The sequence below is a fragment of the Bordetella tumbae genome (assembly GCF_054780995.1).
Map to the genome: position 1 here is coordinate 116,335 of NZ_BAAGVG010000015.1, position 20,097 is coordinate 136,431.

Below are 20,097 nucleotides of genomic sequence, written 5' to 3' on the forward strand. Positions count from 1 at the left end.
GCGAACTATCCGCCTTAATGCAGTCGGTCGGGTACGTCGTGCAGATCCAGTACCCCTGCATCGGCGGGCGCCGGCGAGGCATGGTGCACGACCATGCGCCAACCGGTTGGGCCTTTGTGATAGATGTTGGTGGCGTAGCAGTGAGCGTATTGCGTGCCCCCGCGCGTGCGGACCGACACCTGCTCCACTAACGTATGTACCGAACACATCATGCTTTGCATGATCTGGGGCCGCAGCGGCCGGATATGCAGGGGCCCGGCAGCCAATGTCTGTTGCCAGGAATCATGCACGGCCGTATGGCCGACCGCACGCAAGCCACCTGGATGAATACAGATGATTTCTTCGTCGTCCGCCCAGATCTGCATGAGGCGGGCGGTATCGGCTTGCTCGAGCGCTTCGTAGAACGCTTGTTCGGCTTCTTCTGGCGTGGCGAACATGGGGGCGGTGGTTGGACTGGCAGGTGAGGGCGGTGGGAACTCAGTGACCGTGGACGACCGTACCGGGCTTGAGCCGGTACTCGGCGCCACAGTACGCACAGCGAGCCGAGCCGGTGTGCGTCACATCGAGGAAAACGCGAGGATGCATGCTCCAGAGCGGGGCTTTCGGGCCGGGGCAATAGACGGGCAGGTCTTCGGCTCCGACTTCGATGGTTTCGTGTGCAGGCGCGGCGGCAGGGGCGGCAGCGGTCATTGTTTTTCCTGAAAAAAAGAGATGCTAAAGGTGTGAGGCTTCAGACTGGAGTCAGCCCGTGCGCATGGTGGGGATCGCGTCCGCCGTAATGCAGGGAACGCGTCAGAACCTGTGCCGTGGCGTCACGCCACGCGACAAGTTTGCCGTCGTACCAGATGAAACCGTCGCGATCTGCCATCGACATGGTGTTCCCCTTTCAAGTGGCGCCTATTGTATCAAGCAGCAGAGGTACAATGCCGCGTTTCAGTGCCAAGCTTGTTGCTGCCTGCAACTTGGCGTCGCGCCGCACAGGCTGGCGTGCGTGAGTTTGTCTTTGATGAGTTCCATGCCGTTCAGTTCCATTCGCCGGGGGGCACGCAGTGCCTGTTGATTCCGCCAACGATCTTCGACAGATCAGGCAGGAGCGCATTACGGCGTTCCGCCAAGGGATACGGGCCATCGTCCCGGCGCTGATCGCCACGGGCACGTGGGGGATGGTGACAGGCGTCGCCATGGTGAAATCCGGCTTGACCGAGTCCATGGCCCTGGCCATGACGCTGCTGTTATATGCTGGATCGGCGCAACTGACGTCTTTGCCGCTGATCGCCGCCGGCGCCCCTTTGTGGCTGATTTTCATGGCAGGCTGCGTGGTGAATTTGCGCTTTATTATTTTCGGCGCCGCTTTGCACCCGTATTTCCGGCACTTGTCCTGGCCACGGCGGTTGGGTTTGGGATATTTCACGACCGATATGGGGTTTGTGCTGTTCATGCCTCGCTATGGCGACGCTGCCGAGCGCGGCACACGTGAACAGCTCTGGTTTTTCCTCGGCACGATTGTGCCGGGCTGGATCGTGTGGCAATCATCGTCCATCGTCGGTATCTATCTGGGCGGCATGGTGCCCTCAAACTGGTCGCTCGATTTCGCGGCGGTGTTGGCGCTGCTGGCGATTACGATTCCTTTGGCGAACTCCAAGCCGATGCTGATCTCGATGCTGGCGGCGGGATTGGTGGCCTGGGTGGGGCAGTTGTTCCCGTTGCGCCTGGGTTTGGCTGCCGCGGTGATCTGTGGAATCGTGGCCGGCATGCTGGCTGAGCGGTTTGTCCAAAAGGGGCGAGCATGACCTTCTGGCCGTCCGATATTTACGTGTATTCCGCCATTTTGTTGTTGGCGTTTTGCAGCGTGCTGACCCGGGCGGGCTTCATGCTGTTCGGCGATTACATTCCCTTGCCGGATGGGGTGCGGCGCGCGTTGCGCTATGCGCCGGCGGCTGCATTGACGGCCATTCTCGTCCCCGATTTGCTGCCCTGGAAGGCCGATACCGGCCCGGCTTTTGACTATAGGCTGGTGGCCGCGATGGTAGGCATCATCGTTTTCCTGCGCAGCCGCAGCGCGGTGCTGGTCATCGTGGCCGGGATGGTCACCTTGTGGGGCTTGCGCTGGCTTGCCGGCTGAGGCGATACGGGCGTGCATGGCTCCGATATGGGCATTAATGTCTGGTAGTATGCTCGGTTGCGCTAAAATAAAGTTATCCACAGCAATCCGGGCATAGCAGCACCTCTCGTTTTGTTCTTTTTTGTAGCCCCGGCATCTGCCCATCCTGATGACTGACTCTACCCATTCCGCAGCCCCTACCTCCGACGCTTCTATCCCGACTTTTGCCGAGTTCGGGCTGCATCCCCAACTGCTTCAGTCAGTTGCCGACACCGGATACACCACGCCTACGCCGATTCAGGCCCAGGCGTTGCCGGCCGTCATTGCTGGACGCGATGTCATGGGGGCGGCCCAGACCGGTACGGGCAAGACCGCGGCGTTCACGCTGCCGATTTTGCACCGCCTGATGCCGCTGGCCAATACCAGTGCTTCGCCGGCGCGCCACCCTGTCAGAGCTCTGATTTTGGCCCCCACCCGCGAGCTGGCCGACCAGGTCTACGAGAGTGTCAAACGGTACAGCAAGCACACGCCGTTGCGTTCAGCGGTCGTTTTTGGAGGCGTCGATATCGGGCCTCAAAAAGACGCGCTGCGCCGCGGTTGCGAGGTGCTGGTCGCGACGCCGGGCCGCTTGCTGGATCACGTCGAGCAAAAAACCGTCAATCTCAGCCAAGTCGGCATTCTGGTCCTGGACGAAGCGGACCGCATGTTGGACATGGGCTTTTTGCCGGATCTGGACCGCATCGTCCGTTTGCTGCCCGCGCAGCGGCAGGGCCTGCTGTTTTCGGCGACTTTCAGCAACGAAATCCGCAAGCTGGGTCGGTCTTATCTGAATCAGCCGGTCGAAATCGAGGTTGCGGCGCGTAATGCCACGGCCGACACTGTGACCCAGATTGCCTACGAGATGCCCAGTGACGCCAAGCGCGCTGCGGTGGTGCATCTGGTCAAATCGCGTGGCCTGAAGCAGGTCATCGTGTTTTCGAATACCAAGATCGGCACGGCTCGCTTGGCCCGCGAGTTGGAACGCGACGGTGTGCGTGCCGAGTCTATCCATGGCGACAAGAGCCAGGCTGATCGCATGAAGGCCCTTGAGGCCTTTAAATCCGGTGAGCTCGAGGTTCTCGTGGCGACGGACGTGGCTGCGCGTGGCCTGGATGTGGCGGGGGTTCCCTGCGTCATCAACTATGACCTGCCGCACAATGCCGAGGATTATGTACACCGTATCGGCCGTACGGGCCGTGCGGGCGCCTCGGGCGAGGCTATTGCCTTGTTCACGCCGGATGAGGTGCGTTATTTGCAGGACATCGAAAAACTGACCAAACGTCAGGTGCCTCGAGGCAAGCTCGATGTTCCTCAGGAACTGGTGGTACGGAGCCACACGCGCGACAGCCATCCCCGCAGTCGCGATCGTCGTGGGAATTCCTCGTCCTCTTCCTATACGTCGCCGCGTCAACCGGTCGACGATTTCTTCTACAAGCCCTATCAGCCTTCGGCGGCGCCTTTACAGGCGGGAGAGTCAAAGTCTGAATCGCGAACCAACACGCCGAAACGTCAAGTGGGTGTGCTGTTGGGGGGCGGTGGGCGCAAGGCTGACGATAACGGCGCTGCCTGATTGCTGCTGTATTGGCGGCCGGCGGGTTTTCTACTTTGCTTGCCGTCGATATGTTGCTGTTTAGGTGTTCTTGCCTGGCGGTAGCTGGGTGTTTGCTCGCCGTCGGTGTCTCTATTTAGACGTCCCAGCCGGGTGCCAGAAGGCCGCACCGGCCCTATCGGCGCGACTCGGCCCATGAGCAGGGGCCTCGGCCCGCTGCGCGGGCTGGGATCGCGCCTCAACGGGCCGGTGCGGCCTTCTGGCACCCGGCTGGGACTCGCATTAGTGGCATGCATCCGTCTTTAGGGAGGCACGCGTTTGCTCTTGGTCCGTTCTTAGCTATTCCCGCAATAACGCTATTACGTCGGGTAATTGCGTGGGTACCGTCGGGCTGTCGGGTGTGAGGCTTTCTAGCAGGCGTTCCAGGTGGCCGATGTGCGGCAGCATGGGGCCGTAGAACAAGGTTCGTGATCCTCGTTGTACTAGCAGCGTGGGGAAGTTTTCGACATCTTCGTCGCCTAGCAGGTCGGGATGGTCCTCGATGTCGATCCAGGCGTAGATACGCTCGGGCTGGCTGTCGGACAGGGCGGCCAGCTTGGGGCGGTATTGCGTGCAGGTGTCGCACCAGGCGGCACAGAAACAGGCGATGAGCCAGGTCTCGTCTGTGCCTGATTGCAGGGCAGTGCGCAGGGCAGGGGTGTCGGGTCCGGGTACGAGCAAAGGCATGGCAATGAAAGCGAAGCGTGTTTGAGACTATGATACCCGGCATGTTTATTTAACGGGTTCGCGACATGATTCCTCCTCGCCCCGAGTCTGCTGTCTCGTCTTCTGTTCGTACTGCCGCCGTAGGCACCGCAGGGGTTGCCCAGGCGTTCAAACGCGCCCTGGTATCGCAATGCCATCCCAATATGCTGTTCGCGATACTGCTGCCTTTTTTGATCGCCTTGTTGGGGGCCTTGCTGCTGTTGTGGCTGTTTTGGACGCCGCTGACTGACTGGCTGGATATGCAGGCGTCGCAATGGCAGTTTATTAACGATGCGGATGCCTGGTTGATCGGTATCGGCCTGTTTTCACTCAAGCTGTATCTGGTCCCGGTTATTGCGGTCGTGATTTTGCTGCCGGTCTCCGGGATTTTAGGCTTGGCCATCGCGGCGATCTTTGTGATGCCGCTGGTGCTGCGGCACGTGAGTGCACGCGAGTACGTGGGGGTCTCTCGCCAGGGCCGCAATGCCACCGCGTATAGCGTGTGGAACGCTATCTGGGTCAGCTGCGTGTTTGCGGCAGGCTGGTTGCTGACGTTGCCATTTTGGTTGATTCCTCCTGTGGGGGTGGTGCTGTCGGTGTTCTGGTGGGCTTTTGCGTTCTCGCGCATGATGCGGGTCGACGCGATTGTGGAGCACGCCAGCCCCCAAGAGCGCCGCATTTTGCTCGAGCGTCACAACCTCGGGTTCTGGACGATAGGCCTGATTTGCGCGTTGCTGAATCTGCTGCCTCCGGCCTGGATCATATTGCCTGTGTATGCCGGATTGGTGAACGCCCATTATGGGTTGGAAGCCCTGCGGCGTTTGCGTGATGAGCGGGTCATCGAGGCCTGATCCTGCTGCAGCTATTCCCTTGATGCTTTTCCTTTTTCTCCCCGGCGTTCATGCCGAGGTTTTTCGAGGCGACTAATGACTCAATCCTCTTCTGCCTCTCGTCGCATTCGCCTGATTGTCGTGGGCGACGAGATTCTGTCCGGCCGTCGCCAGGACAAGCATTTCGCGAAAGTCGTCGAGTTGTTGTCCGCGCGCGGCATGCGATTGTCGGGAGCGGAGTTTCTGCCTGACGATCGCGAGACGCTGACGGCCGCGTTGCGCCGCAGTTTTGCATCGGGTGACATCGTGCTGTCTTGCGGCGGTATCGGCGCAACGCCCGATGATCATACGCGGCAGGCGGCTGCGGCGGCGCTGGATCTGCCTTTGGCACTGCACCCCGAGGCGGAGGCGGCGATTACGCAGCGCGTGGCGGAAATGGCGGCCGAGGGGAAAGCACCCACTGATATGGCTGCCGAGGAAAATCAGCAACGCTTGCAAATGGGGATGTTTCCCGAGGGCTGTGAAATCGTGCCCAATCCCTATAACCGGATTCCCGGTTTTTTCATTCGCGAGCATACTTTTTTGCCAGGATTTCCCATCATGGCTTGGCCGATGCTCGAATGGACGCTGGATACCCGCTATCAGGCGTTGCATCACGCTCAGGCGCATGTGGAGCATTCATTCCTGGCCTTTGGCTTGCCCGAATCCCGTATCGCCCCGGTGATGCAGGCTCTGCAACTGCGCTGGACCGGCGTGACTGCGTTCAGCCTGCCCAGTGTCGGCGAAGCGCCGCATCTGGAACTGGGCGTCAAGGGGAACCCCGACGAGGCGGCCGAGGCGCTCGCGTACCTGCGTGAAGAAGTCTTGCGCCTGGGCGGGAGACTGTCTCCCTAGGGAGACAGTCTGGAGCGGAATGCACGGCCGCTATCAGGCGGCTGTTCCCCCTGCGTGTGCCGGCGTCTGACCGGCTACCGTACAGGGGAGTTGCCAAAAGCCGCTCAAAATTTCACAATACGGGAAAGATGTTGATGCTGCGCTGCCGCATTAATATATGCCCAGGGGCTGTTTTTCGCCGCCCCGCCTCTCTGGACTGTGACTACTGCCATGTCTGTTATTGCGTCGGGTTCCGATAGCGAACGGCCTTCGGGTCAGTCGCCCATTGCTATTCAAGTCATTGAGCGCGCCATGCGCCTGCTCGATGCGCTGGCTGCGCATTCGGATCCTGTCACATTAAAAGAGCTCTCTGCGACAACGGGTTTGCATGCATCCACTGCGCATCGGATTCTGAACGACCTGGTGGTGGGGCGCTACGTCGAACGCGTGGACAACGGTTTGTACCAGCTGGGTATGCGCTTGCTGGAGCTCGGGTCTCTCGTCAAAGGCCGTCTGAATGTCCGCGAGGCGGCGATTTCGCAGATGCGTTCGTTGCACAAACTGACCGGCCAGACCATCAACCTGTCGGTCCAGCAAGGCGACGAGATCGTTTATATCGACCGCGCATGGAGCGAACGCTCGGGAATGCAGGTGGTGCGTGCCATTGGCGGGCGTGCGCCCTTGCATCTGACCTCCACCGGCAAACTCTTTCTGTCGACCATCGACAACCGGCAGGTGCGTGCGTATGCATTGCGCACGGGTCTGGCGGGTCATACCCGCAACAGTCTCACGGATATTGACCGTCTGGAACGTGAGCTGGCACTGGTGCGGCGTCATGGCTATGCCCGCGATAATGAAGAACTCGAACTCGGCGTGCGATGTATTGCCGCCGGTATTTTTGACGATACCGGCAAATTGGTCGCCGGCCTGTCGATTTCCGCGCCTGCTGAGCGTTTGCAGGACGAGTGGATTCAGCTGTTGGTCGAATCCGCCCGCACGATTTCCGAGGCACTGGGCTATGAACCCGTGGTGGCCGCCAGCGCCAACGGGAGTGGCAATGCCCTGGGCAAGGGGCTATCGCCGCATCTGGCGCGCCTATAGACGTTGCGCGGCGCCGGGGCGGGCTGCCTCTGCATGACTGCAACCCTTGGCGCCAGGCACAAAACATCAAAGGCCCGAGTCCGGCATCATTCCGGACTCGGGCCTTTTGGCTGAAACGCCTGCGGTGTGCAGGTTTATTGCGGCGCTACACCGGCTTTCTTGAACAGCTCAGCCCATTGCGGCACTTGTTGCTTGACCTTGGCATCCAATGCTTTGGGATTGGCTTCGTCGTTCAGGACTTCCGCACCCAGGCCGGCCATGCGTTCCTTGAATTTCGGATCGGCCATCCCGGCCTGCAAGGCCTTGATCAGCTTGTCCACGATCGGCTGAGGCGTGTTTTTGGGTACCCACATGCCGTGCCAGATACCGACCTGGAAGCCCTTGTAGCCCGATTCGTCCATCGTGGGTAGGTCAGGCAGGGTGGGCACGCGCTTCAGGCTCGTGACCGCGTAGGCCTTGACCTTTTTCGAGGTGATGTATTGCGACGTGTTGGTCGTCTGGTCGCACAGCATGTCGACCTGTTTGCCCAGCAGGTCGTTCATGGCGGGGGCGGTGCCCTTGTAGGGGACGGTCAGCAGATCCACGCCCAGCGCATCGACCAGCATGGTGCCGCACAGATGGCTGGCGGCGCCGATCCCGGCGTTGGCCAACGAGATCTTGTCCTTGTTGGTTTTGACGTATTCGACCATCTCTTTGATGTTGTTGGGCGGGAAATCCTCGCGCGCAATGACGGTCATGGGCACGTCCACCACCAGGCCTACGGGAGCGAAGGTCTTGTCGGGGTCATAGCCGGGGTTCTTGTACAACGACGGGGCAGTAGTGTAGCCCAGGTGCATCAGCAGCACGGTATAGCCGTCGGGTTCGGCACGGCCGACGAACGAGGTGCCGATCGTACCGCCGGCACCGGTCTTGTTTTCCACCACGACGCTTTGCCCCAAAGTGGGGCGCATGGCTTCGGCGAGCGAACGAGCCACGTTGTCAGTGGGGCCTCCAGCGGCAAACGGTACAACCATGCTGATGGGGCGCTCGGGATACTCGGCCTGGGCAGCGCCTGCGGCAAAGAGAGCACTGGTAGCCAGCAGTACCGATAGCGTACGGGGGATGAATCTCATGGGGTCTCCTGCGCCGCGGGATAGGCGGCAATTTTTGATAGCTTGGACTGATGAGTCTTTCTTGGAGTGTCATCAGGTGGTCTTGAGTGTAGAAAACAATACGGTTGCCGTCACCGGGGGATTTCCCCTGAAACAAACAATCTATAGCTGTTTGCACTAATTTGGGGCTAAACTTGTTGCGTTGCACCAAAAGTGCTTGACAGTCAGTTTTAAGTACGTAAAATCGTATTTGTGCAGTGCAGCAAACGCGCCGGCCTTAGCTTCAAATATCGGTTCCGAGCACGTTTATTTCCCCTTATTTGTCGCAACGTATCGCCATAGCCGGGCGCCCCGGCATTTTTACCGGAGACCACCATGACTGCAATCCCCCAACAAGTTCTGGACCGCCAGAAATCCGCCCTGAACGCGTTGACCGCGACCCAGGCGACGCTGTTTGCCGGCTTTGAAAAGCTGGTCGATCTGAACCTGAAGGTCGTCAAAGCCACGCTCGACGAGGTCGCCCAGACTTCGCAACAAGCCATCGGCGTGAAAGACCCCCAGGAAGCCACCGCTTTCGCCAGCTCGTTGGTGCAGCCCAGCGCAGAAAAGGCCTTGGCCTATGGCAAGCATGTCTATGACATCGTTGCTGGTGTGCAGGGCGAACTGGCCAAGCTGGCCGAGGCTCAAATCGCCGAAGGCCAACAACAGGTCGCCGACGCTGTCGAGCAATTTTCCAAAAACGCGCCCACCGGCTCCGAAAGTGCCGTCGCGCTGCTGAAATCCTCTCTGGCTACTGCCAACGGTGCCTATGACTCGCTGAGCAAGGCTGCCAAGCAGGCTGTCGAAGTCGCCGAATCCAATCTGAACGCTGCGGCCAATGCCACGTTCAAGGCGGCTTCTGACGCCGCTGAAGTTGCCGGCAAGACGACCCGTGCCGCCCGTCGTGCTTAATTAGCGAGATTGATGCCGACTGTTGTCGGCATACCGCTTGTTGTAGTACTGTTGAGTGACAGAGCAGAGCTGGAATTAGCCACCCCACGGGGTGGCTTTTTTTTCGCTACGCCAGGGGCGTGGCAGGACGGGCGTGCTTTTTTATGCGGCCTTGATGGCCTGCACGCATTCGCTGACCAGCGCCGGACCGCGGTAAATCAGTCCGGTATATAGCTGGACTGCATTGGCACCCGCCTCCAGTTTTTCCTTGGCTTGCTTGCCCGACATAATCCCGCCCACCCCGATAATGCTGGCATCGGCGCCCATGCGCTGGCGCAGGCGTGTAATGACGGCCAGCGATAGCTGATGCACGGGGGCGCCAGACAGGCCGCCGGCCTCATTGGCATGGTCGAGTCCGGTCACGGCATCCCGGGAAAGCGTCGTGTTCGTGGCGATGACACCGTCTATGCCAAAACGCGGCAGGAGCTCCGCGATCGTGTCGATCTGGCTTTCCGACAGATCCGGAGCGATCTTGACCGCCAGCGGCACATGGCGCTGATGCTGATCGGCGAGCTCCGCACGCTTGTCACGCAGCCGGGCCAACAAGGCACTCAATTCGTCCTCGCCCTGCAGGGCGCGCAGGTTCTGCGTATTCGGCGAAGAAATATTCACCGTGACATAGTCTGCATGCGGATAGACGCCTGCCAGACCGATCAGATAGTCGTCCGCGGCCCGCTCGATCGGCGTGTCAGCGTTTTTTCCGATGTTCAGCCCTACGATGCCGCCCTGGCTGCGCCACTGGCTGCGGCGCACATTGGCGATAAAGGCGTCCAGCCCCTGATTGTTAAAGCCCAGGCGATTGATCAGCGCTTGCGCACGAGGCAGGCGGAACATGCGGGGCTTGGGATTGCCCGGCTGAGCGCGTGGCGTGACCGTCCCGACCTCGACAAAGCCGAATCCCAGATTGCCCAATGCGTCGATATACGCCCCGTTTTTGTCCAACCCCGCAGCCAATCCCACCGGGTTGCGCAGCGTCAAGCCCATCAGGGTGGACGGCGCCTGCGGCTGGGCGTGCATCAGTTTGCGGGTGGCGCCACAATCATAGGCGCGTTGCAGGCCGGCCAACGTGACTTCGTGGGCGGTTTCCGCGTCCATGGCAAACAAAGCCGGACGCGCCAGGGGGTAGGCGTGAAAGAGGATCGACATGGAGCGCAATTGTAGCCAGTTTGCGCCGTCGGACAGACAAATTCAGACCAGATCAGGTGTGGCCGTCTGCCAATGGCCGTCCAGATGCATTTGCAGCGGGCGAAAGCCGGATTTGTACGCCATCTTGCGGCTGTCGCGGATCCAGTAGCCCAGATACAGCCAGGGTAGATTCAGCGTACGGCATTGCTCGATCTGCCACAGCACGTTATAGGTGCCCAGGCTGCCCTGGGCATCCGGATCGTAAAACGTATAAACCGACGACAAGCCATCATCCAGAACATCGATGATAGACACCATCATCAGGACGTCCGCGGCATCGCGGAATTCGACCAGGCGGGTATTGACGCGGCTGGTCAACAGAAACTGCGCGTACTGCGTCCGGCTGTCGTCATCCATGCCGCCACCGGGATGGCGGCCCTGCTGATACCGGGAATACAGCTCATAGTGTTCGGGAGACCATGCCAGCTCCGCTACGAACGCACGCAGCGCCTGATGGCCGCGCCAGGCGCGCCGCTGGCTGCGGTTGGGGGTGAAATTGGCCGTATCGACCCGGACCGGCACACAGGCCCGGCAGTTATCGCAGTGCGGGCGATACGTAAACAACCCACTGCGACGAAACCCCTGTTCCACCAACTGCGAATAGGTGCCCGCGTTGATCAAATGCCCGGGCGCCGCGACCTGCGAGCGCGCTTGGCGATCAGGCAGGTAGCTGCATGGATACGGTGCAGTCGAATAAAACTGCAGGGTGGCAAAAGGAAGTTCTTTAAGCTGACTCATTAGCAGTTCGCCCCGACGTCGGACGGCAGTCGAGTGATCATCTTAACGCGGCTGCCAGAGATGACAAGTTTCCGTCGAAATCGGCCTGGTCAGCTGGGATTTGCCAAACTCGGCTGAGAGTTCTCTGTCTGGCCCAGATCGGTCCACGCCCAGCCGGTCTCGGCCGGGCTCAGTCCAGGCCTGCCAGCTCGTGAATATTGCCTTCGCTGTCCAGCCGCCCCGGACGCCAAAGGGGGGCTGGCAACTCGACCGCTTGCCGCACATGTTCGACAAATTGGGCGCGAGGCACCGGCTGGGCGCCCAGGCTGGCCAAGTGCCGGGTCTGCTGCTGGCAATCGATCCACTCCACGCCATAGCGGCGCAAGAACGTCACCAGATACGCCAGCGCAACTTTTGAGGCGTCGGAGACCAGTGTGAACATCGACTCGCCAAAAAACATGCCTCCCAGGCTGATGCCGTACAGGCCACCCACCAGGATTTCATCTACCCAGGTTTCGATGCTGTGGGCCCCGTCCGCCAGATGCCAGGCATAGTAAGCCTGTTGCATCTCGGCAGTGATCCACGTCCCTGCTTGACTGTCCCGCGGCGCCGCGCAGCGTGCAATGACCGCCTCGAATGCGGTGTCGACACGTATTTGCACGCGGGGGGCGGGTCCAGACTCATCCCGTGCGATTTGGCGCAGTCGTTTGCGCAGCGAGTGCGAAGGTGCAAAATCCTGGCAAGCCAGCACCATGCGCGGATCGGGGCTCCACCACAAAAGCGGCTCTCCTGCGCTGTACCAGGGGAAAATGCCATTCGAATAAGCCAACTGCAGCCGGCTGAGCGATAAGTCCGCGCCAGCGGCGAGCAGTCCTGCTGGCTCGGATAGCGCGTCTTCAACGGGCGGAAATGGAGTGTCGGGAGCGAGCCAGGGAAGCTTCACGATTCAGCAAGACGATTCAAACGGTCCAGATGAGAAAGACAGGCACGTCGTCACACATGATCACGCCGCCGAAACTCAGCGGTGCCAGTCCAGCGTGTAATGATGGCAGCCCAGATGGCCGCGGCGGCGATCCTCGAGATACTGCTTCAGCGTCGTACTGACCGTGCGAAACGACAGATCGTCCCAAGGGATCTCTGCCTCGTCGTAATAACGTGCTTCCAGGCTCTCGGGGCCGGGGTCCAGCTCTGGGCCCAGTGCCTGGGCCAGGTAAAAGATGTGTACCTGGTCTATCTGGGGTACGTCGATGATCGTGAACAACTGGCCTAACTCGATACGCGCGCCGGCTTCCTCCAGCGTTTCGCGTGCGGCGCCCTGGGCCGTACTTTCCCCGAGCTCCATGAAACCAGCCGGCAAGGTCCACGTGTTGTAGCGTGGCTCGATCGCACGCCGGCACAAGAGAATGCGGTCTTCCCAAACCGGCACCGTCCCTACGACCATGCGAGGATTTTGATAATGGATCGCTCCGCAATGATCACAGACATCGCGTTCGCGGTTGTCCCCTTCGGGGACGCGGCGGTGAATGGGCGAGCCGCATTGGCTGCAAAAAAGCGTGCGGCGCGGTGCGGGAAAATAGGTCAGGGGCGGTCGATCGGTCATGCTGTTGATTCTACCGGTAGGCGGGCTCTCAAGGAAACGCGGAAATGCCGAGCGGCGTGACGGGCGGGCCGGCACGCATCCTGCCTATTCCGGTAATGGATTTGCCGCAAAACCCAGATCAGTGCTCAGCGCCGATCTGCTGAGGTCACAATGCAGCGGAACGACGGCGGGATAATTCGGGTGACTGACTTGCCTGGGCGTCTTCACCGTCTGCGCATCGCTGTCGTCGAGGGCGTCCAGCAAAGGCATGTTCCCTGGCTGGACACGCAGGGCAACGAGGATGGATTCCAGATCCCGCCCGTCTATCAGTCCGGTGCCCAGGTCCGTTTGCGCATAGAGCCGACCCGCCTCATCCAGCCACCATGCCTCGATGGTGCGGACCGTTTCTCCGGTATGCGTGATCAATCCCGAGCCCGTATCTGCCACGCGCAAAACATATGGAGCGGCATCCAGTCGGACATAAACCCGCTGTGGGCCGTTTTGAAAATACCAGCGTCCTCGATCATCGGCGGCGTAATTGCGGCCGATAAAGGCCACAATCTGCGGACTGGTGATGAGATCGCCCCGGCCACCCTCAGTGGCATCGCCCCGCTCGTGGATGTGCCACTGCCCGCGTTCGTCCAGCGAGAGCCAGCCGTATACCGCGGGGACGTTGGGCCATTTGGCAAGTGCTTGTTTAACGGACAGATCCATAACGGCAGCAGATGATCAGCAGTGCAAAACGTTCCATTTAACCAGAACGCTTGATGGCTACGACATTCGTGCTGGTGATTGCGGGTATTTCGCGTGTGATGTTGGACCATCCAAGTGTTGCGCCGCGGGAAATCGCAGCATAGATGGCTTCAGTCCGATTGTGGACGTGCAATCGCTGGTACACCGTTTCTGCGTGCACTTTGGCCGTTGCCGCCGCGATGCTCAGGTGCCGCGCGATGGTTTTCAGCGTATAGCCGCGCGCCAATAGAACGAGTACCTCGTATTGGCGTGGAGTCAGTCCGAGCGCTTTGCTCTCTTTGTCATCCACAAAAGCGATGGGCGGAGCCAGCTCGGCGGGATCGGCATTGCGCATCGATTCCGTAATGGCATTTTGTGGCAACAACAATTCCTCGCCTCGTGCGGATGTGTCGAACGACGGCAGTGCAGAAATGAGGGGCTCGTCGTCAGTCAACGCGAGCCGGATCGACGCTTGCAATAGTTCAGTCGGGGCATGGAGTGGAACGCAGCCGATGACATACGAAGGAAAGTCCTGCGGCCAAGGCGCGAGTCCCTCTGAAAGTAAGAGAATCGACTTGGGATGATAGCGCTCTCGCGCTGCAGCAACTGTCTGGTGCGTGGTTTCTTCGACCATTTCTACTGATAGCAGCATCAAGACATAGTCGGTGTGCTGCTGCGGCGTCGCCGCACCTGTGCTTTTGATCTCGGTGTTGCCCGGCATGTCCCACGAGGCCACGGCGTCAATACAACTGTCCGGTATTGTTTCCGAGACCAATTGCACGATGCCTCGACGAACGAGCGGTCGCGATTCGATCACAATTATTGTTGACACGGTGCCTCTCCTGCGGTGGATCGGGTGTGCGCTTTCTTCTACGGTCAAAATCTAGCGCGAATCATCAGGGGCCGCAACAAAGCCGCAACTATGCAAACCCTAATGTCCGCGTCATATCATCGTTTGTCATTGAATCCAACAACTGAGCTGAACGGCCTCCGGCCGGGTTTCCCAGTTGGTAGGGAACTCATCGAATCGCTCGGCAAAGCACGACGCCCGCAAGTGGTAATCAGAATGCGGCAGCCAATGATCCAGCAGATTGCTATAAAGCATCGAGACATCGCCGGATGTGCAATGGGCCGCGCATGTTGCTGTCCGACCGGCTGGAAGGTTGATTTCAAATGCCTCTTTCGGTTTGGGACCGAGGCTCAGCGGTACTGGTACGCCACAGTAGTACCGCATGAACTGCGAAGGGACAAACATGGGGGTGTCGTACGTCAAACCAAAAAAAGGTCCCGCAAGCATGTGCGATGGTAAATGCGCGAATAATTTGCGGAAGTCGCTCCAGCAAGCATGTTTTTGACTGGAAAGCCCTTCATAGCGCACAGCCCAGAAACGGATGGCAGGCATGTTGCGGATCACGATTTTGGTATTGGCTACCGGCAGACTGCAGACATCGGCGGCCTGCTTACTGGCGGCGTCGATCCGTTCAATGTGACGGACATGTGCCTGCCGGAACTGGCAAGGGGAAATGCCCCAGTAGTGCGTAAATGCTCGCGTAAAAGCCTGTTGGCTTGAAAAGCCCATGTCGATCGCTATCGAAAAGGCCGACTGGCGTGTGTGGGCGATCATGAGCGCACAGCGTCCCATCAAATTGCGATGTATGTAGTCGCGCGGTGAATGTTGAAAATCCTTGAAAAACAGACGCGTCAAATGAAAGCGGCTGAGCCGCATTTCCTGTGCCAGTGTCTGGATTAATGCGTCATGGGTGCAATGCTCAGTCGAGTCATGCAGGATCTGGTGTTCGATCTGTGTGACGCAATATTGAATACGTGGGTCCATCGTCGCTCCTTTCGCCTATTTTTTAGGCGCCCGCTTTTCATGGTTTTAAAAACAAGAACGTCTAGCCGTTGTGTTTCAAAAAAATATTCAAAAAAATTTTATAAATCACAAACTGTAAATTTTGTGAACGACAACTGCCTAGAATGACGTTCATGCAAGCGGGGTTAGGGAGCTGAGAGCAATTTCAAAAGAGGCCGGCCAGGAATCATTGAAATTGCGAGAAAGTAACAACAATTACGGAGACGATTGTCGCGGTTGAAGTATGGCCTGTATATGAGGGTTATTACATAAGCCGTTGGTAGTAGATAAAAAGAAAATCTTCTTTTGATACGTTTGCAACAGTTCGCCTGATCAGTTCCGTGAGTGATTTTCATCTCGATTTGTCTACAAATTGGGACGCGGAAGTGTTGTCAAAAAAATCATCAGCCCGAACGAAAAGTATTTCCGCGGATGATTTTCAGGAGAGGAAATTTGTTTCAAGCATATAAATTTTGGCCGGAGACGACAGCGTGATAGTCGCAGAGGGCGCATGGACGTTAATCCGGATAACGATGTAGTACCGCTTCGAGACGGACTCTCGATATATTTGGAGGTCACATCATGAAAAAGACACTTTTGGCAGTTGCGCTGGCTGTTAGCTCTATTGGCATGGCCCATGCCGCCGGTTTCGCCGTTGGCGCATTTGGAGGCACAGGCGCAGCTACTTCGGGCACGGTCGGTGGCTCGCAAGCATCGAGTACCAGTGGTTCGATTGGGCCGGGGGCTTCCGTGCAAGGCACGACGGCAACCAGCAGCACTGGCGCCAATTCGGGCGTTTCCCTGACTCCGCAAGGCACGACGACTTATGCCAACGGCGCCAGCACCAACCAATCGGTAGGTGGCAGCTTCTCTACGGGGTTTGCCGGCGGCACGACCAGCGGTATGGCTGGTGGTGAATACACCAGCGGCGCTACTGGCAATGTGGGAACGATCGGCTTTGGCGGCTGGACCTGGTAAGCCTCTGTCGGCCGCGTCATACGACCTATGGCGTGGGGAGGCGACAGCCTCTCCACGCTTGGGAGACTCGCCGTGAAACACACGCTTTGCACACTTCTATTGATCTGCGTAGCCAGTGTTGCGCTGATCAGCCTGGACGCACAGGCCACCCGGTCCAAGCCACCAGTGCGGACGGTGGTACTGATCGGGCCTAGCCAGCCGTTGCCAAGTTGCCCCTCGGATTTTTCTCAGGGCATGCAGGACATCGAGTCGTTCCCCGAACTGACATTTAGCGAGCAGGACGTTGACTACGCGGACGGCTATCAATATAGCGTTACCGGTCATTTTTCTTGCTTTGCTCCTGCCTCGGGGCAGGCATCCACGGACCGAACCTCGGTGGATCACTGGTTGGCCAATACTCGGTTGATACCCTCCTTTCCCCAAACGGGAAACCTTTTCTTTTTACCTGCCGGATGGCACTGGATCGAATTTGATCGATAGCTGTTAATAAATCAAAAAAGGTCCTGGCAGGGAAACCTGCCTATCGCTTTTTGCTAATCGCATTCGATGAAATTGAATAACCTCGTAAATATAACTATTAATCGTCGTTACATTGATATTTAGTGTCTGAAATTCACATGTAACGGTAGGCACTTTTGGAGAATCAGAAATGAACCCGAAACTTGACGAAGAAATCAAGCGGTGGACTGTCAGGCGCAAAAGTGCTTTGGTAATGGACATTGTTCAGGGCCGGACAACCGTGCGTGAAGCCAGTGAGGCGTTTGAATTGCCAGCCACTGAGATCGAGCGCTGGGTCGAGGAAGGGCGGCGTGGAATGGAGAACGCTCTGCGGTCCAATCCATTGAATATCAAAGAAATTTACGAAAAACAGATCAAAACACTGCAACAGGCCTACGGTGAGGCGATGTTGGAGTTGCGCGTCAAATGCAAGCAAAACAACACGTCCGGCGACGAAGAAAAGTGATTGCGAGACGACGATTGTTTTTCACGTTATTTTTTAATTAAAAATTGGAAAAATCACAAAATGGTAAAAACTAATTTTAATGTAACCATACAATAAATTCACCGTAATCGTAGTTTTACAGTATCTGGCTTTAGCGATCATACGGCGACAAAAAATTATTTTTAACAATATAAAGGGTGGCTTCCTTTCAGGAGAAAAAGCATGAAACGCCTAATATTGATGACACTGGCCTTATGTAGCGTTAGTGCTTATAGCCAGACTATAAATACCGGTGCCAGCGCTGGATCCAACGCGACAGGCAATGCAAATGCTTCATCCCAATCGGGGACTTCACAAGTCGGAGTCAACGCGCAAATGGGCATGGGTAACATTACCTTTGAGGGTTCCTCCCAGCGTGAGCACCAAAGCATTTCGACTACGCCCAACGTCTATATCGCCCCGAGTATGTTCGGCGGCTCTAATAATTGCGGGCAGAGCAATACGATGGGGGTAGGTGTGACCGGGTTCGGGATTGGCGGCTCCGTCGCCAGCGAGAGTTCCTCGTGTAACGCTCGCGAAGACACGGCGACAGCCTATAAATTAGGCTACAAAGACGTAGCTGATATGCGGTTTTTCTGCTTTGGCGAAGACGAAAACCGTTTGGCTTGGGAGGCTACCGGCCGGACGTGCCCGGCAACGGCAGAGCCCACGGCTCAGATCGCCAGCCGCTACTACGTGGCAACCGGCAATGCCACCAGTACGCCATTTCCGGGGTATTCCGAGCATTGAGTCTGTGACCGGCAGGGCGATCATCGGCGTCTGTAGTGCAGAACGTAACGGATCCACAAGCCCACAAGCGTAGAAAAACAAACGGCCCTGAAAGGGCCGTTGTTTTATTGGAGGCGCAAGCCGGAATCGAACCGACGTACACGGATTTGCAATCCGCTGCATAACCACTCTGCCATTGCGCCGTAGGCGTGATTAGCCAAGCCCGCTATTGTACAGGAATTTGTGGCGTTGTGTTTGATCGAGCAGCTTTGTGCAAAAATTCCCGTCATGCGCGGATACCGCGTGGCGAGAGAGGCTGGACGGCCGAATCGCCGAATGCTTAATTCAGATCCAGATTCACGTCCTGGATCTTTGCCTGTACGGTGACGAACTGCGCAATCGATTCCGGATCGATGGTGGCGAAGTCCTGTTTTGCAGCCAGCTCAGGCGCCCAGCGCTGCAGGATTCTGGCCCACAGAGCGCTGAGATCTTTGCCGAGCAGCTTCGTTTCCAGTGAGCGGATATAAAAGCAGCCGGCGATGATGCCAATCAGCAGCAGCCCCGCCACAATGCTGATGGTGGTCGCAAACAGGATGAAGTCAGACATGAGCCCCTTGATCAAACCGCTGGTCGGTCCAAACATCGATAACCCGTAAACGATCAGCGCGATCGCCAGAATGGTGCCAGCACCCACGACGAGACCTTTCTTGGCCGACTTGTAGCGATTGAACGATTGCCCGTACGCCTGGTCGCCCAGGGCTTGCTCCAGCGCTGAGGTCTGCTCAAAGAAATCTTCTGACTTTTCGACGGGGATCTTCTTGGTGTCAATCAGAGCGTGCAGACCCTGTAGTTGCTGTTTTGCAAAAGCGATGAACTGAAGCGATGCGCCAAGATTGGTTAGAAAATTCACGGCAAACTCGTAAGAAAAGCAGAACCGGCGGCATAAGCCCGGCATAAAAAGGCAGGGGCAACGGCGGGATCGTTGCGCCTATACCGCAATCGTCGGGGCGCGGCACGTCGTTAGCCCAGACGAATCATAGCAGCGGTGCTGGCGGTGATGCTGGGCGCTCTATCGCTTGCGCGATTCTGGGCCTTTGGTTGCTAGAGGGTACTTAGCTCGTCGCTCATGCTGCCAACACGATCGATGTAAAGCGATCGGGCGGCAGGCGTTGTTGGACGAAAAAAAGGCCGAAACACGAAGTTTTCGGCCTTTTTTCAATCATCTATGAACCTTGGTGGATGTTCATGGATAAAAATCTTGGAGCGGGAAACGAGACGTGTACTAGGACAGTAAGTCGTTGTTTCCCAAACACTTTCTTCGTTGGACTGGCCAGCGAAGACCTCAATTGTAGCCTTGTTTTTCGTCCTCGGCAACAAATTCGTCCAAAGAGTTCCACAGACGTCCAAAGAGCTGCACTCAGTACACCAGACCCACGATCGGTACATCGTCGTAGGCGACTGCCTCGAACTCATCATCCACGCCCGGTTGTCTGCCCCGCATCCATCATCGTGAAGACGATCAGGCAGATGGTTCTGGTGATGGCACAGGTCGGATGCTGGGAACGCCTGCACCACAACTCACAAGGACCTTCTGCTCAAGCTCCTTTGAAAGAACGCGCACGCTGGCCACCGCGTTTCCGCACACGATTCTTTGTCGATATATCAGGATGACGGGGCAAGCATGACAGACGCGGGTTTGCTGCGTCCGGCTGGACATTCGACGACGATTGCGGCCCCTTAACGCCTCCTGAGACCGCTGGCATATCAGGTCATACCTAGACGGTTTTGCAGAAACCGTAACTTCTCACGACCCTGATAGCGTGAGCGTCACTGTCGAGCCTACGTCCCGATGCTCGACCTTCTAATCGATGAATTTTTGCACATCGAGCACACGACGACTACCAGTTGCGCGAACTGGTGAGCAGTATTCAAACCACATGACGAAGCGGCCTTCGGTGCCCACTTCCTGCACAGACGACAGGCCGACCATGAGGTCGGTGACAAAGGAGTCGGTCATGTAGTTCT

Annotated in this window: 24 protein-coding genes, 1 tRNA gene and 1 pseudogene; 11 read left to right on the forward strand and 15 right to left on the reverse strand. The window is 57.9% G+C overall.

Going from position 1 to position 20,097, the window contains the following annotated elements; all coding sequences use genetic code 11:
- Positions 1-14 precede the first annotated feature (14 nt).
- From ACYVI2_RS12745 to ACYVI2_RS12755, 3 genes and pseudogenes are all read right to left on the reverse strand, one after another.
- Entirely contained in the window at positions 15-437 is a 423-nt protein-coding gene (locus tag ACYVI2_RS12745; protein ID WP_415818752.1) for a YybH family protein, read from the reverse strand.
- A 40-nt stretch (positions 438-477) separates the two neighbouring features.
- Complete coding sequence (locus ACYVI2_RS12750) at positions 478-690, reverse strand: zinc-finger domain-containing protein (protein WP_415818751.1); 213 nt, start codon at positions 688-690, stop codon at positions 478-480.
- A gap of 82 nt (positions 691-772) precedes the next feature.
- Positions 773-874: pseudogene (locus tag ACYVI2_RS12755) on the reverse strand (branched chain amino acid aminotransferase); the annotation flags it as partial.
- Between the two features lie 208 nt (positions 875-1,082).
- On the opposite strand from ACYVI2_RS12755, the gene ACYVI2_RS12760 reads away from it, so the two are divergent.
- From ACYVI2_RS12760 to ACYVI2_RS12770, 3 genes are all read left to right on the forward strand, one after another.
- Positions 1,083-1,790: an AzlC family ABC transporter permease gene (locus tag ACYVI2_RS12760; protein ID WP_415818758.1), complete on the forward strand. Its 708-nt coding sequence runs from the start codon at positions 1,083-1,085 to the stop codon at positions 1,788-1,790.
- Positions 1,787-2,122 carry an AzlD domain-containing protein gene (locus ACYVI2_RS12765; protein WP_415818750.1) on the forward strand — a complete coding sequence of 112 codons (336 nt, stop codon included), beginning with the start codon at positions 1,787-1,789 and terminating at the stop codon, positions 2,120-2,122. Before ACYVI2_RS12760 ends, ACYVI2_RS12765 begins: the two co-directional genes overlap by 4 nt.
- Before the next feature lie 148 nt (positions 2,123-2,270).
- Positions 2,271-3,710 carry a DEAD/DEAH box helicase gene (locus ACYVI2_RS12770; protein ID WP_415818748.1) on the forward strand — a complete coding sequence of 480 codons (1,440 nt, stop codon included), beginning with the start codon at positions 2,271-2,273 and terminating at the stop codon, positions 3,708-3,710.
- 318 nt (positions 3,711-4,028) lie between these two features.
- On the opposite strand, the gene ACYVI2_RS12775 is transcribed toward ACYVI2_RS12770, so the two are convergent.
- A complete protein-coding gene (locus ACYVI2_RS12775; protein ID WP_415818746.1) occupies positions 4,029-4,415 on the reverse strand; it encodes a thioredoxin family protein in 387 nt (128 codons plus the stop codon).
- A gap of 65 nt (positions 4,416-4,480) precedes the next feature.
- On the opposite strand from ACYVI2_RS12775, the gene ACYVI2_RS12780 reads away from it, so the two are divergent.
- The 3 genes from ACYVI2_RS12780 to ACYVI2_RS12790 all read left to right on the forward strand — a co-directional run bounded on the left by ACYVI2_RS12780 (position 4,481) and on the right by ACYVI2_RS12790 (position 7,237).
- Positions 4,481-5,284: an EI24 domain-containing protein gene (locus ACYVI2_RS12780; RefSeq protein ID WP_415818744.1), complete on the forward strand. Its 804-nt coding sequence runs from the start codon at positions 4,481-4,483 to the stop codon at positions 5,282-5,284.
- Positions 5,285-5,359: 75 nt separating this feature from the next.
- Positions 5,360-6,157, forward strand: a complete 798-nt coding sequence (locus tag ACYVI2_RS12785) for a competence/damage-inducible protein A (RefSeq protein WP_415818742.1) — start codon at positions 5,360-5,362, stop codon at positions 6,155-6,157.
- A gap of 210 nt (positions 6,158-6,367) precedes the next feature.
- Entirely contained in the window at positions 6,368-7,237 is an 870-nt protein-coding gene (locus ACYVI2_RS12790; RefSeq protein WP_415818740.1) for an IclR family transcriptional regulator, read from the forward strand.
- 134 nt (positions 7,238-7,371) lie between these two features.
- On the opposite strand, the gene ACYVI2_RS12795 is transcribed toward ACYVI2_RS12790, so the two are convergent.
- Positions 7,372-8,349 carry a tripartite tricarboxylate transporter substrate binding protein BugD gene (locus ACYVI2_RS12795; RefSeq protein WP_415818738.1) on the reverse strand — a complete coding sequence of 326 codons (978 nt, stop codon included), beginning with the start codon at positions 8,347-8,349 and terminating at the stop codon, positions 7,372-7,374.
- A gap of 354 nt (positions 8,350-8,703) precedes the next feature.
- Here ACYVI2_RS12795 and phaP point away from each other — a divergent pair, with 354 nt between their 5' ends.
- Positions 8,704-9,279: a TIGR01841 family phasin gene (gene phaP, locus ACYVI2_RS12800; protein WP_415818736.1), complete on the forward strand. Its 576-nt coding sequence runs from the start codon at positions 8,704-8,706 to the stop codon at positions 9,277-9,279.
- Positions 9,280-9,420: 141 nt separating this feature from the next.
- Here phaP and ACYVI2_RS12805 read toward each other — a convergent pair whose 3' ends face one another.
- The 7 genes from ACYVI2_RS12805 to ACYVI2_RS12835 form a co-directional block, all read right to left on the reverse strand.
- The gene (locus ACYVI2_RS12805) at positions 9,421-10,464 is read right to left on the reverse strand and encodes a quinone-dependent dihydroorotate dehydrogenase (RefSeq protein ID WP_415818734.1); all 1,044 of its coding nucleotides are present in this window, start codon (positions 10,462-10,464) and stop codon (positions 9,421-9,423) included.
- A 42-nt stretch (positions 10,465-10,506) separates the two neighbouring features.
- Positions 10,507-11,241 (reverse strand): arginyltransferase, encoded by a 735-nt coding sequence (locus tag ACYVI2_RS12810; RefSeq protein ID WP_415818732.1) that lies wholly within the window; start codon positions 11,239-11,241, stop codon positions 10,507-10,509.
- A 169-nt stretch (positions 11,242-11,410) separates the two neighbouring features.
- Complete coding sequence (gene aat, locus ACYVI2_RS12815; protein WP_415818730.1) at positions 11,411-12,163, reverse strand: leucyl/phenylalanyl-tRNA--protein transferase; 753 nt, start codon at positions 12,161-12,163, stop codon at positions 11,411-11,413.
- Between the two features lie 75 nt (positions 12,164-12,238).
- Positions 12,239-12,820, reverse strand: coding sequence for an NUDIX hydrolase (locus tag ACYVI2_RS12820; protein ID WP_415818728.1), 582 nt, complete (start codon positions 12,818-12,820; stop codon positions 12,239-12,241).
- 84 nt (positions 12,821-12,904) lie between these two features.
- On the reverse strand, positions 12,905-13,513 hold the full coding sequence (locus ACYVI2_RS12825) for a DUF2946 family protein (RefSeq protein ID WP_415818726.1): 609 nt from the start codon (positions 13,511-13,513) through the stop codon (positions 12,905-12,907).
- A 37-nt stretch (positions 13,514-13,550) separates the two neighbouring features.
- A complete protein-coding gene (locus ACYVI2_RS12830; RefSeq protein ID WP_415818724.1) occupies positions 13,551-14,363 on the reverse strand; it encodes a response regulator transcription factor in 813 nt (270 codons plus the stop codon).
- Positions 14,364-14,489: 126 nt separating this feature from the next.
- Positions 14,490-15,257: a helix-turn-helix domain-containing protein gene (locus ACYVI2_RS12835; RefSeq protein WP_415818722.1), complete on the reverse strand. Its 768-nt coding sequence runs from the start codon at positions 15,255-15,257 to the stop codon at positions 14,490-14,492.
- Positions 15,258-15,965: 708 nt separating this feature from the next.
- Here ACYVI2_RS12835 and ACYVI2_RS12840 point away from each other — a divergent pair.
- From ACYVI2_RS12840 to ACYVI2_RS12855, 4 genes are all read left to right on the forward strand, one after another.
- Complete coding sequence (locus ACYVI2_RS12840) at positions 15,966-16,361, forward strand: hypothetical protein (RefSeq protein ID WP_415818720.1); 396 nt, start codon at positions 15,966-15,968, stop codon at positions 16,359-16,361.
- 72 nt (positions 16,362-16,433) lie between these two features.
- Entirely contained in the window at positions 16,434-16,841 is a 408-nt protein-coding gene (locus ACYVI2_RS12845; protein ID WP_415818718.1) for a hypothetical protein, read from the forward strand.
- Positions 16,842-17,010: 169 nt separating this feature from the next.
- The gene (locus ACYVI2_RS12850; RefSeq protein ID WP_415818716.1) at positions 17,011-17,325 is read left to right on the forward strand and encodes a DUF1153 domain-containing protein; all 315 of its coding nucleotides are present in this window, start codon (positions 17,011-17,013) and stop codon (positions 17,323-17,325) included.
- A gap of 360 nt (positions 17,326-17,685) precedes the next feature.
- Positions 17,686-18,093: a hypothetical protein gene (locus ACYVI2_RS12855; protein WP_415818714.1), complete on the forward strand. Its 408-nt coding sequence runs from the start codon at positions 17,686-17,688 to the stop codon at positions 18,091-18,093.
- 108 nt (positions 18,094-18,201) lie between these two features.
- Here the strand turns inward: ACYVI2_RS12855 and ACYVI2_RS12860 are convergent.
- From ACYVI2_RS12860 to ACYVI2_RS12870, 3 genes are all read right to left on the reverse strand, one after another.
- Positions 18,202-18,275, reverse strand: a tRNA-Cys gene (locus ACYVI2_RS12860).
- Positions 18,276-18,412: 137 nt separating this feature from the next.
- Complete coding sequence (locus ACYVI2_RS12865) at positions 18,413-18,982, reverse strand: DUF6097 family protein (RefSeq protein WP_415818712.1); 570 nt, start codon at positions 18,980-18,982, stop codon at positions 18,413-18,415.
- A gap of 951 nt (positions 18,983-19,933) precedes the next feature.
- Positions 19,934-20,089: a hypothetical protein gene (locus tag ACYVI2_RS12870; protein ID WP_019726331.1), complete on the reverse strand. Its 156-nt coding sequence runs from the start codon at positions 20,087-20,089 to the stop codon at positions 19,934-19,936.
- Between the last annotated feature and the right edge of the window lie 8 nt (positions 20,090-20,097).